Below are 12,373 nucleotides of genomic sequence, written 5' to 3'. Positions count from 1 at the left end.
GAGATTTCATTCCCCCGAAGGGTCATTCCATCTCGTCTCGTTCGACTTGCATGTGTTAAGCATACCGCCAGCGTTCGTCCTGAGCCAGGATCAAACTCTCAATAAAAAGTTTGTATTTAAAGCCGTTAAGCTTTTAAATGCTGTCTCATTTTGAATAAAGCGTATTTTATACTCTACCGAGTTAATGTTTTATAGAGTTCATCTCTCTGTTTCTATTTAGCCGCATTCATCCTTCCGGATGTTTTGGCTGTTTTACAGGTTTTATGGTACTATTCTCTTTTCTATGACCGTTGCTCCCACTTAAGAAGCTTTTAAATTATACCGTCGTTACTTTTAAATGTCAAGCTATTTTTTTGTTTTTTTTGGAGGCGCCACCCAGATTTGAACTGGGGGTGAGGGTGTTGCAGACCCGTGCCTTACCACTTGGCTATGGCGCCTGATCAAAATGGAGCGGAAGACGGGATTTGAACCCGCGACCCTCGCCTTGGCAAGGCGATGCTCTACCACTGAGCCACTTCCGCTAATCATGGTGGTGCCCAGAGGCGGAATCGAACCACCGACACGGGGATTTTCAGTCCCCTGCTCTACCGACTGAGCTATCTGGGCGTGTAATAAAAAAGGCTTGTTCGTCTTCAATCGTTTCGGCAACACATTTGTCTGCCTAACTAAGTGATTCACACAAAAATGTCCACTCATTACATTCGTGCATTTTTGGTTCTCTACTTATACCGACTGAGCTATCTGGGCAAATAATTAAGATAGGTTGTTTGTTTTCATTTGTGTTAAACGTTTAAAGTTCGACGCATAACATTGCCACGCCGTGGTTAATTACCCAATAATTGGAGAACTCCATTAACCTTGGGGCAGCAGTGAATTGCTATTCGCTTTTTATTGGATCGTATTTTAATTGAAAACTCTTCTCATCCTAATCGGATGAGTTTTCAATCAAAACGCGTAAGTATTACCACTGTCGTCTCGCTTGTGCTCAACTTCTGGCCAATTTCTGAAAGAAATTGGGATAATACTTATGGCGACCTGGAAGAGACTCGAACTCTCGACCTCCAGCGTGACAGGCTGGCATTCTAACCAACTGAACTACCAGGCCGCATGTGTAAAAATGGTGGTCGCAACAGGGCTCGAACCTGTGACCCCCTGCTTGTAAGGCAGGTGCTCTCCCAGCTGAGCTATGCGACCATCAGTTGAGATACAAGCGTTATTATACGGCAGTAAAAACTAATTGTCAACCATTTTTATCGTTTTTTTTAATTTTATCTTTTTTCGGCAATAACCTGAATCCGTTCACCTTCATTGCTGCCTTGCATAAAGGTTCCAAAATCATAATACTTCATATTCTTAAAGCCAATGTTGACCAGACAGCGATGAATATCTTCAATGGTATAGAAATACTGTATCTGGGTCTCCTCATGACGATTATAGGTGCCATTCTTATTCTTTTCAAAAAATGTCAGATTGAAATGCATGGCATTTTCGTCAAAATGTGGTTCGTTTTCCCAAACGCAAAAAATATCATCCAAATCATAGACATAGGTATTATCCATAATGGTTTTTTTGTATTTTGTCACTGTATTGACATCAAAAAGCAAAATCCCTTCATTTTCCAGACATTCATAACTACTTAGAAAAAAGCTCTGTAAGGCTGCCAGATCGGGTAAATAATTAACACTATCACAGCAGGAAATAACTGCATCGAATGTTTGATTGATTTGAAAGTTGCTCATATCACCTAAATAGAACTGAATATTTTTGAGCCCCATGCGGTCTGCTTTTTCGTCTGCCACAGTCAGCATCGCTTCGGATAAATCGACTGCTGTCATATTGATCCCTGCCTGGGCCAAATTGCAGGTGATATTTCCGGTGCCACAGCCAAATTCCATAACATTTTTTATTTCACGTTTGCTGTTTAAAAATAACCGCTGAATATAATCAGACCATTTTGTATAATCAATTTCTTTCATCAATTCATCGTAAACCTGTGCAAATTCTTCGTACATTTTTGTTCTCCTGTGTTAGTATTTTTTTGAGTAGTTGATCATTTGTAGTGATGTGTCAAGGCCCCTTAGTAAGACCTGCTCGTCAAAATTGAAGTCTGCTGTATGCAGATTTTTGTTAAATCCTTTTTCTTCGTTGCCAGTTCCTAAGCCGATGTATAAACCCGGCACTTCTTTCTGAAAAAACGAAAAATCCTCAGATAACATGACTTTTCGAAATCGAACTCGGTTTTCCTGGGGGATCTGCTCTTTAAAAATCTCATAAAGCCGTTCATCGTTAATCACTGGCGGGTACATTTCGACAAACTCCAGCTCAATATGACAGCCGTGGGTCAGTTCAACCCCTTTGACAACTTCCTCGATCCGTCGATGGAGCTTCTGATGGCTTTTTTCACTAAATGAACGGATCGTCCCGCCCAGCTTAACCTGATCGGCCACAACATTTACCCGGGTTCCCCCATTGAGTAAGCCAATTGAGATCACCACACTTTCCATGGGATTGGTGTTGCGACTGACGATACTCTGTAAACAGGTAATTAATGACGCACTGGCAACAATGGCATCCATTGACCGTTGTGGTTCCGCAGCATGACCACTGAGCCCATGCACAGTGATAAAAAACTCACTGTTTTGACCCATCATCGGCCCGGCTTTTGTTGCCAGTTTACCTTCTTCAATAAAGGGAAACAGATGATAACCAAAAATGGCTTTAACCGGATATTTGTTAAAGATCCCGGCATCAATCATCGGTCTTGCTCCCCCGGGCCCTTCTTCGCCGGGCTGAAAAATAAGTAGTACACTTCTTTTTCGTTGCTCGGGAAAATCAGCCAAATATTTTGCCAGCAACAGATTCATCGTCATATGTCCGTCATGTCCGCAGGCATGCATCCATCCGGGATGCTTCGAAATGTATTCGTGATTGGCTTCTTCCCGAATGCAAAGGGCATCCATATCGGCTCGAAAGGCAATCGCATCGTCATCGCATTGTCCGTTAATATATAATACAAGACCCGTTTCACAGACTTTCTCCGGCTGGTATCCCAGGTCTGTCAGATAGTTGATCAAATACTCCTGAGTTTTCGGTAAATCAAAACCCTCTTCGGGGATCCGATGGAGATCCCGCCGCAGTTTACTTGCTTCATCTTGATAAATTTTTAATTGCTCACTAACTTCCATTCTTGCCCTTCTTTTTTCATTCATTACTACGCCTACCGCCATCGCACTCCTGTCAAGCTCACAAAATGGTCAGCGGAAAGTGATGGTGTAGGTATCGCCATAATTCGCTTGATCAAACACAAAGCTGTCTTTTAAACCACTGGTAACCACAATCCTATTTTCACTGGTGATAAAAATCGCCTCCACATCCGGCAGTGCTTCAACTTTCTTCAGCCCTTCATCCAAGCCCAATAAAAACAGCGTTGTCGATAGGCTATCCGCATCGATGGAGGCATTCGTAACCACAGTGACCTGAATCAGCCCCGAGTTGGCGGGATAGCCGGTAAAGGGATCAAGAATATGATGGTACTTGTTTCCGGCCGCATCCACAAAATAGCGCTGATAATCCCCCGAAGTCACGACCGATCCATCCTTGATGGATAATACTCCCAAATATCCATTTCCTGGATTTCTGGGATCTTCAACACCAACCCCGAAATCGCTGTTATCAGCTTTTCCTCCCATCACCAGCACATTCCCACCGAGATTAACAATCGCATGCTTCACCCCTTCAGATTTAAGAACCGCCATCACCTCATCGGCAATATAACCTTTGGCGATCGCCCCTAGATTCACTGCCATCCCCGCTTCGGTTAAATAAACTGACTGATCATCTGGACTTAAGATTATCTTCTTATAATCGGTTTTGGCTTTCGTGGCGTCAATTGCTTCTTGAGTCGGGGCTTCTTTGGTTTCTGGTGAGTGAATCCCCCAGAGATCAACCAGCGGACCGATGGTCACATCAAAATATCCACCGGAATTTTTAGAGTATTCCAGACTCTTTTCAATGATGCGGTAAGTATCCTCGGACACAGTAACAGGCTTGATCCCGGCATTCTCTTTAATCAGTCCCAGATCGCTGCCAGTTTCAAAGGCAGTGAGACTGCTGTTTAATGCTTCAATTCGTTCAAATGGCTGATCAAGCAATTGTTCATCCGACTCCCCATAAAGGGTGATACTAACAAAGGTATCCAGCAAAAAATCACTCCGGGACACTGTTTTTCTCTGATCGCAGCCCGTTAAACCTCCGACCAGAAGTAAAAAAACAATCCCTGTTGCAGTAATTTTCCATCCCCTATTTTTTCTGCTGATTTGCTTCATCTATACACCCGTTCCTTTAACAAATATATGTATTATACCAAAGACTCTGAAAAAAAGCATAAAAAAATGGTAAAGACTTTACCATCCGGTTTTTTTCAGATAAAATAAGAGCGTTCTTTATTAAAAATTAACGAGGTTTCCATGAAAAAAAATGAAATCATCATCATTGTCGGCTTACTTGCCGTCAGTTTAATCGGCATTGCCGCTTTTTATTTAATCAATAAAACCGATTCTCCACTTTCGGTTCGAGTCACCCGTCAGGGCGAGGTTATTGGCATTTTCCCACTTTCTGAAGATCGCACCGAAATCTTTACTGATGCAACCGGTTTTAATACACTTGAAATTTCTGACGGCACTGCCAAAATGGTGGAGGCCGACTGTCCCGACCATATTTGTGTCAAAACCTATCCTATTTCCAGCCCCGGGGAAACCATTGTCTGTCTGCCACACAAACTGGTTGTGGAAGTCATCACTGGTGACTCCTGATGACTTCAAAAGCCTACCGACTGGTTATTCTCAGTCTTTATGTGGCCATGGCGCTGATTCTTAGTTATATTGAAAGCTTGATTCCTCTGCCACTGCCGATTCCCGGAGCCAAAATCGGCCTGCCCAATATTATTACCCTGGTCTCGCTGTTGACTCTGGGTTGGCCGCTAACCCTGCTGGTAGTGATCGCCCGGATTTTTTTATCGGGTTTCCTCTTTGGCGGCGGCTTTTCGATTGTCTACAGTCTGGGCGGCGGCCTCTTAAGTCTGCTGGTCATGAGCTTGCTTTTGCACTTTTTTAAAGACAAAATTTCAATTATCCTGGTCAGTGTTTTCGGGGCCATTTCACACAATCTCGGTCAGGTCATCGTGGCCGCCATTGTTGTGCAAACGACCAGTCTCCTGCTTTATTTTCTATTCCTGATGGTACTGGCCATTCCCACCGGGATTTTTATTGGTGTCACCGCCCGGGAGCTGATGCGTCTGCTTGGCAAAACCACCATCTTCTCAAAACTGAACCTACCTCAAAAAAAATAGCCGATCAAAACTGACCGGTTATTTTTTTATCAATCTTTAAATTTCGGCAAGCTAATCTTAAATTCAGTTCCTTCGCCTACCTGACTCGACACAGCAATCGTACCACGATTGTTGTGAACGATGTGTTTAACAATGGCCAGTCCCAGACCGGTGCCGCCCTTCTCCTTGGAGCGACTCTTATCCACCCGGTAAAACCGCTCAAAAATCCGGTCTACATCCTTCTCCGGAATCCCGTAGCCATGATCCCGCACCTGAATAGTGACCACTTCATCTTGTTCCGAAAGGGTAACCTCCACCCGATTGGCTGGCTCTGAATATTTAATGGCGTTATCGATCAGATTGATCATCATCTGCCGGAATTCATCTGCCACAAATTCCAATTCAATTGATTCTTGGCTGTTGAGTTCCAAGGCCATGGACTTTGCTTCGGCGCTCAACTTTAAAATATCAAAAATCTGCTTGATTTCCATATCAATATGCAGCAATTCGAACCGTCTTTCAAATCCGCCTTTGTTTTCCAGTTGCGATAAAACCAGAATATCACTGACCAGGCGGCTGAGGCGATCACTCTCTTCATAAATAATCGAATAAAATCGTTCCAGAGTTTTCGGATCAGTGATGTGGTTGACTTGAATGGTCTCAATAAAACCTTTGATGGTGGTAATCGGTGTTTTAAGCTCATGGGACACATTAGCAACAAAATCCCGGCGCATTTTTTCGAGATTTTTCAACAGGGTGATATCCTCAAAAATAATAATATGACCGTTGATGCTATTATTTTCTTCGATATGGTTAATATAAACCCGCAAGATCTGATTTGAATGAATCCGTGATTCAAAGCTCAATTTTTCGCTAGGATCATTCTCCAGATAATTCATCAGTTCCAGAATAAAAGACTCCCGATAAACTTCCAGAATATTATGTCCAATCACATGTTCGTTTCTGGGAATCCGCAAGACCTTCCGGGCCGCTTCGTTTAAATGGACAATGTGGTTCTTTTTATCAATTGCAATGACCCCATGATTCATATTGGACAAGATCGCCGTAAGCTCGGCATTCTTCTGGTTCATCTCAGTAAACGAGTTGTCCAATTGGATTGACATCTGATTGAGCGATTCCACCAGCTCTCCGATTTGATCTTCACGAATCATGGTCAGTTGCTGTCCATATTTGCCTGAGGCAATTTCTCTGGCAAAAACGGAAGCTTCTTCCAGTGGTTTCATTTCCCTGTTGATAAAGTAATTTATCAACAGGGTCGTCGCCATGATTGTTGTTAGGATCACAAAAATAATATTGTTGATCATTTCAAACATGGCATCATCCATGGCATTAACCGGCATGGATATTCGTAATACCGCCTTTACTTCCTTATCTTCATCAAAATAAGGGGTAGCGACATAGATCATTTCGTCTTTGATGGTGTTGGAGAATCGCACCTCAGTCGTTTGTTGGCCAGCCATTGCGCCATGGATTTCCGGTCGATTTTTATGGTTTTCCAGTGCGCCCAAACCTTGAACGGATTCGTAGATGACATCCCCCTGGGTGTCAATAATTGTCATCCGCACATTGGTACTTTGAGCAAAATTATCCAAATTTTTTTTGTTTCCCGTTTCCAGAAAGTCAGGTAACAGGTAATTCATAATATAGTTACTGCTCTTTTTGATGTTATTCTCAGTGTCGGCATAATAACTTTGACGATAACTGATGGTCGTAAACAAGCCACAGATTGTGATGCTGACAATGATAATGACAGTCAGTGAAATAGACAGACGTTTCTTCATCGCATGCTCCTATTTTTCAATAAAACGATAGCCAACCCCCCGGACTGTTTCAATATATTTTTTGCCATCTTCAGATTGTTCCTCGATTTTTTTTCTTAAATAGCGGATATGGACATCCACGGTTCGGGTTTCTCCATAGTAGTCAAAACCCCAGATCTGATCCAGCAGCTGGTCCCGGGTCAAGACCTGACCCCGGTGTTTAGCCAAAAAAACCAACAATTCGTATTCCTTAAGGGTTAAGGCCAGTTTTTCCCCATTTTGATAAACTTCAAACGCCTTGGGATCGATTTGAAGATCACCTACCACAATGGCTTCATCCTCCTTGGATAAAAGAATCTCCGTCCGTCTTAAAACCGCCTTGACCCGGGCACATAGTTCTTTGACCCCAAAAGGCTTGGTAATATAGTCATCGGCACCAATTTCAAGCCCCAGTACTTTATCGAATTCCTCACTTTTTGCTGTCAGCATAATAATCGGAATGTAGGAAATAACGTTATTGGCACGAATCTCCCGGCAAATGCTGATGCCGTCTTTTCCCGGCAACATCAGATCCAGAATGATCAGATCCGGCAATACTTCCAATATCTTTGCAATGGCTTCGCCGCCATCCTGAACGCCGTCGACTTCAAACCCATGCGTTTCCAGGTTAAATTTAATCAGTTCATATATATTCAATTCATCTTCGATTATCAGTATTTTTTTCATCATGACTCCTTCATTTTTTGTGTAATGAAATTATAACACATCCGCAAATTCTGTTCTGTAAATTTTTGATTAAATTGTAAACTATTACATAATTCTGAAAACGTTATAGAAAAAATAATGATTGTATTCTTTGTTCCTTCTTCATATAATGAATTTATCACATATAATCCTTTATCGCTAAATGAATTACTCCCCTTTTTCATTTAGAAAAACGAGCTGTTTCTTCTGAAGCGGTTCTTTTTTTTTTGCAAAAAATTAAGACTGGCCATCAAGCCAGTCTTTCTCTTTTTTAGTGCTAACTCTTCCGATCCAGATTCCGCTTGGCCGTTTCCATCATCAGTTTGATGCGGTTCAGTTGATTGACTTCGCTGGCACCGGGATCGTAGTCGATCGGGGCAATGTTTGCCAGTGGGTATCTTTGACGGATCGGTTTGATCATTCCTTTTCCCATGACATGATTGGGCAAACAGGCAAAGGGCTGGACACAGACAATGTTTTCGACCCCATCATCAATCAGCTCCATCATCTCCGCCGTCAAAAACCAGCCCTCGCCACCCTGATTCCCCAGGGAAATCAGTTCCTGAGCTTTTTTTGCTTTCTTCTCAATGGTTGACGGCGCATGGAAGTGGGCGCTTTCTTCCAAGGCACGTTTCATATTTTTCCGGGAATACTCCAGCAACTGAATAATTAGTTTGGCGCTCTTCATCGATTTTCGCTTACCAGATAATTCTTCATATTTAAAGACCTGGTTGTAACAACAGTAGAGGAAAAAGTCCATCAGGTCTGGCATCACCACCTCGGCCCCTTCGGCCTCCAGCACGGCCTGAAGGTTATTGTTGGCAGTAGGATGGTATTTCACCAGAATTTCACCGACAATGGCCACCTTGGGCAATTTTTTGTCGCTTCGGGGCAGGGCATCAAATTCATTGACAATCGCCCGGACGTTTTCTTTGAAATCCCGGAGATTTCCGTTTTTCATGCCTGCTTTTATTTTTTTGCGCCAATGCTGGTACAATTCTTCAGTTGATCCCGGATGGAGCTCATAGGGCCTGGTGCCACTGACAACCCGTTGCAGCAAGTCACCATAAACAATCCCAACTAATAGCCGAGTCAGCAGCGGCAGACTGAGTTTAAATCCGGGATTCTTTTCCAGACCAATAGCACTCAGTGAAATAACCGGAATTTGCGACATCCCGGCTGATTCCAGGGCTTTTCTGATAAATGCCACATAGTTGGAGGCCCGGCAGGGTCCCCCGGTCTGAGTCATTAATATCGACACATTATTAAGATCGTATTTTCCCGATTTCAGGGCGGCCATAATCTGGCCGGTGGTAATAATGGTGGGATAGCAGGCATCGTTATTAACATAGGTTAAGCCTTCATCAATGGCGGCATTGTCCACACTGGGCATGACTTCAATATGATAGCCATATTTTTCCATCGCCTCTTCCAGAAAATCAAAGTGAATTGGCGACATCTGCGGTGCCAGCAGGGTATGTTTCTTTTTCATCGCTTTGGTAAAGACCACCCGCTGTTTCATTGGGGTTGGTGCCACCACAATATTATTTTTCTCCCGTTCAATCATCGCCGCTTTGAGTGATCGCATCCGAATCCGGATGGCCCCCAGATTATTGACCTCATCAATCTTAATCAGAGTATAAATATTACCATGACTTTCGAGGATTTCCTGGGTTTGCTCCGAAGTCACTGCATCCAGTCCGCAGCCAAAGGAGGTCAGTTGCACCAGTTCTAGAAAATCATGCTGGTTGACGACCTCGGCCGCCTTATATAAGCGGCTGTGGTATTTCCACTGATCCAGCACCCGGAAACGCTCATCCGCTTTGGGCTGATAGAGATGGGCAATGGCATCTTCGGTAAGTACCGCCATGTCCAGGCCGGTAATGATATGATCCAGACCATGATTGACCTCCGGATCGATATGATAGGGCCGACCCGCCAAAACAATACCTTTTTGCCCAGTTTCTTTTAAATAGGCAATGGTCTCTTCACCTTTTTTCTCCATGTCCCGACGGAAGGTTTCTTTCTCAGCAATGGCCGCCTTCATAGCAACAGCAATTTCCTGCCGATTAATGCCGTAGACACCAAAGATTTCAGCCAGCCGTTCTTCCAGACGCTGATCATTGTCAAAGGGTAAAAACGGATTCAAGAAGGTAATGCCGTCTTTCTGAACATCATCCTGATTATGCTTGATGGTTTCCGGATAGGACATGACAATCGGGCAATTGTACCAGTTATCAACATCTTCAAATTCTTTTTCCTCATAAGGAATACACGGGTAGAAAATCAGGCCAATGCCCGCTTCCAGTAGAGCCTGAATATGGCCATGGGCCAGTTTTGCCGGATAACAGACCGACTCCGAGGGAATACTCTCCATGCCTTTTTCGTAAATCTTGCGATTGGATTCCGGCGATAACACCACCCGATAGCCCAGATGAGTAAAAAAGGTATGCCAGAAGGGATAATTTTCATAGAGATTTAACACCCGGGGGATCCCGATACTCCCCCGGGGTGCTCTCTCTTCAGACAACGAAGGGTAATTAAAGATCCGCTGATACTTGTATTGATAAAGATTAGGCAGGTCGGCATTCTTTTTAACATTCCCTTCGCCAATCTCACATCGGTTTCCGGTAATATGACGACTGCCGTCGTTAAAGCGGTTAATCGTCAGCAGACAATTATTACTGCAGCCGCCGCAGCGTTTGTGACCGACTTCCACAGCAAAATCGTCCAGCGCTTCCAAATCCAGAAGATTACTGCGTTCCCCGGCGACATAATTTTCCCGGGCAATCAAAGCCGCACCAAAGGCGCCCATCAGGCCCGCGATATCCGGACGGATAACCTCTTTTTCGGTGATCTTTTCAAAAGTCCGCAGCACCGCCAGATTATTAAAGGTGCCCCCCTGAACAATGATATGTTCACCCAGTTCTTTGGGGTTATGAATTTTTATTACCTTCTGCAAAGCGTTCTTGATAACCGAATAAGACAAACCGGCAGAGATGTCTCCGACTTCAGCCCCTTCCTTCTGGGACTGCTTGACCTTGGAATTCATAAAAACGGTGCAGCGGGTGCCCAGATCCACCGGGTTTTCTGCCATCAAGGCAGCATCAACAAAGGCTTGCATGTCAAGATCCAGAGATTTGGCAAAGGTTTCTAAGAATGAACCACACCCCGATGAGCAGGCTTCATTGAGAATGATACTGTCAATGGTACCATTTTTAATCTTCATGCACTTCATATCCTGACCACCGATGTCGAGAATAAAATCAACCTCGGGACAAAAATATTTGGCTCCCTTATAGTGGGCAATGGTTTCAATTTCGCCGATATCGATTTTTAAGGCTTTTTTGATCAGACTTTCACCATAACCGGTAACCGTTGACTTACCGATATAGACATCAGCTGGCAGCAAGCCGTAGACTTGTTTGATAATTTTGATCGACTGAGCCAGCGGACTGCCCTCATTGCCACCATAGTAATTGTACAAAAGAGCGCCGTCACCATTAATGACAACCGCCTTGGTAGTGGTGGAACCCACATCGATTCCTAAAAAACAGCAACCCGAATGATCATGCAAATTTCTTTTGGCAACCTGGTTGTGATCATGTCGTTCTTTGAACTGCTGCAATTCTTCCCGTGAACGAAACAGCGGCGCCAGCCGACCGACTTCATTTTCTGATACGGCATCAAGATTTTCCACTGCTTCAACCAGATCAGAAAAATTCATTGGCACTTCTTTTTCTGCCGAATAAGCCGCCCCCATGGCAACAAAGAGATTGGATTTTTCCGGAAAAATAATCTGCTCCTCAGTCAGTTTCAGGGTTTTTATAAAGCGCTGTCGCAGTTCCGAGAGAAAATAGAGTGGCCCCCCTAAAAAAGCCACATTCCCACGAATCGGATGACCACAGGCCAGGCCGCTGATTGTTTGATTGACCACCGCCTGAAAAATAGAGGCGGCAATATCGGCTTTCTCTGCCCCTTCATTGATCAGCGGCTGGATATCGGTTTTCGAAAAAACCCCACAGCGGGAGGCAATCGGATAAATCATGGTGTGGGTTTTGGATAATTCGTTGAGTCCTTCAGCGTCGGTTTTTAAAAGCGTTGCCATCTGATCAACAAAGGCACCGGTGCCCCCGGCACAGGTACCATTCATCCGCTGTTCAATGGTACCGGAAAAAAAAGTGATCTTGGCATCTTCACCACCCAGCTCAATGGCCACCTCGGTTTTGGGAATAATCCGTTCCACTGCCAGCGTACTGGCGACTACTTCCTGAACAAAGGGAATGCCCAGCCATTGCGAGATCATCAGCCCGCCGGAACCGGTGACACAAACCCGGGTCTGTAAATCGCCCAGTTTTTGATATGTTTCTTTTAAGAGATTGATGATGGTGACCTTGATGTTTGACAAATGACGCCGGTATTCTTCAAAGATGATTTCGTTTTTTGTGTCAATCACCACCACCTTAATGGTAGTGGAGCCGATGTCGATGCCCATTTTATAATTGCTTTTCATTTTATTTTA

8 protein-coding genes, 5 tRNA genes and 1 rRNA gene are annotated in these 12,373 nt (G+C 44.0%); 2 read left to right on the top strand and 12 right to left on the bottom strand.

Translation table 11 applies throughout. The features are described 5' to 3' along the window. The 9 genes from ACWI_RS19240 to ACWI_RS04245 all read right to left on the bottom strand — a co-directional run. Positions 1–106, bottom strand: a 16S ribosomal RNA gene (locus ACWI_RS19240); the annotation flags it as partial. Positions 107–363: 257 nt separating this feature from the next. Next, positions 364–437: transfer RNA gene (locus tag ACWI_RS04280), tRNA-Cys, on the bottom strand. 9 nt (positions 438–446) lie between these two features. Next, positions 447–521: transfer RNA gene (locus ACWI_RS04275), tRNA-Gly, on the bottom strand. Between the two features lie 9 nt (positions 522–530). Further along, positions 531–606 (bottom strand) — tRNA-Phe (locus ACWI_RS04270). A gap of 422 nt (positions 607–1,028) precedes the next feature. After that, positions 1,029–1,105, bottom strand: a tRNA-Asp gene (locus ACWI_RS04265). Between the two features lie 13 nt (positions 1,106–1,118). Continuing rightward, positions 1,119–1,194, bottom strand: a tRNA-Val gene (locus ACWI_RS04260). A 74-nt stretch (positions 1,195–1,268) separates the two neighbouring features. Beyond that, on the bottom strand, positions 1,269–2,012 hold the full coding sequence (locus ACWI_RS04255) for a class I SAM-dependent DNA methyltransferase (RefSeq protein WP_070370187.1): 744 nt from the start codon (positions 2,010–2,012) through the stop codon (positions 1,269–1,271). A gap of 15 nt (positions 2,013–2,027) precedes the next feature. Beyond that, positions 2,028–3,185: a M20 metallopeptidase family protein gene (locus tag ACWI_RS04250; protein ID WP_070370186.1), complete on the bottom strand. Its 1,158-nt coding sequence runs from the start codon at positions 3,183–3,185 to the stop codon at positions 2,028–2,030. Between the two features lie 69 nt (positions 3,186–3,254). Then, positions 3,255–4,325: an FAD:protein FMN transferase gene (locus ACWI_RS04245; RefSeq protein ID WP_084633488.1), complete on the bottom strand. Its 1,071-nt coding sequence runs from the start codon at positions 4,323–4,325 to the stop codon at positions 3,255–3,257. A gap of 141 nt (positions 4,326–4,466) precedes the next feature. On the opposite strand from ACWI_RS04245, the gene ACWI_RS04240 reads away from it, so the two are divergent. Together ACWI_RS04240 and ACWI_RS04235 are read left to right on the top strand one after the other, a co-directional pair. Beyond that, positions 4,467–4,811 (top strand): NusG domain II-containing protein, encoded by a 345-nt coding sequence (locus ACWI_RS04240; RefSeq protein WP_070370185.1) that lies wholly within the window; start codon positions 4,467–4,469, stop codon positions 4,809–4,811. Continuing rightward, positions 4,811–5,347 (top strand): Gx transporter family protein, encoded by a 537-nt coding sequence (locus ACWI_RS04235; RefSeq protein WP_070370184.1) that lies wholly within the window; start codon positions 4,811–4,813, stop codon positions 5,345–5,347. The genes ACWI_RS04240 and ACWI_RS04235 overlap by 1 nt, the downstream gene beginning before the upstream one ends. A 29-nt stretch (positions 5,348–5,376) precedes the next feature. On the opposite strand, the gene ACWI_RS04230 is transcribed toward ACWI_RS04235, so the two are convergent. The 3 genes from ACWI_RS04230 to ACWI_RS04220 all read right to left on the bottom strand — a co-directional run bounded on the left by ACWI_RS04230 (position 5,377) and on the right by ACWI_RS04220 (position 12,364). Further along, on the bottom strand, positions 5,377–7,128 hold the full coding sequence (locus ACWI_RS04230; RefSeq protein ID WP_070370183.1) for a sensor histidine kinase: 1,752 nt from the start codon (positions 7,126–7,128) through the stop codon (positions 5,377–5,379). Between the two features lie 9 nt (positions 7,129–7,137). Continuing rightward, positions 7,138–7,833: a winged helix-turn-helix domain-containing protein gene (locus ACWI_RS04225; protein ID WP_276495648.1), complete on the bottom strand. Its 696-nt coding sequence runs from the start codon at positions 7,831–7,833 to the stop codon at positions 7,138–7,140. Between the two features lie 295 nt (positions 7,834–8,128). Next, positions 8,129–12,364 (bottom strand): 2-hydroxyacyl-CoA dehydratase, encoded by a 4,236-nt coding sequence (locus ACWI_RS04220; protein ID WP_070370181.1) that lies wholly within the window; start codon positions 12,362–12,364, stop codon positions 8,129–8,131. Positions 12,365–12,373: the final 9 nt, after the last annotated feature.

The organism is Acetobacterium wieringae (assembly GCF_001766835.1).
In the GTDB taxonomy this organism is placed as follows: Bacteria; Bacillota; Clostridia; order Eubacteriales; family Eubacteriaceae; genus Acetobacterium; species Acetobacterium wieringae.
The sequence above is the reverse complement of the archived record's forward strand: the minus strand, read 5'-3'. Positions and strand labels throughout refer to the sequence as shown.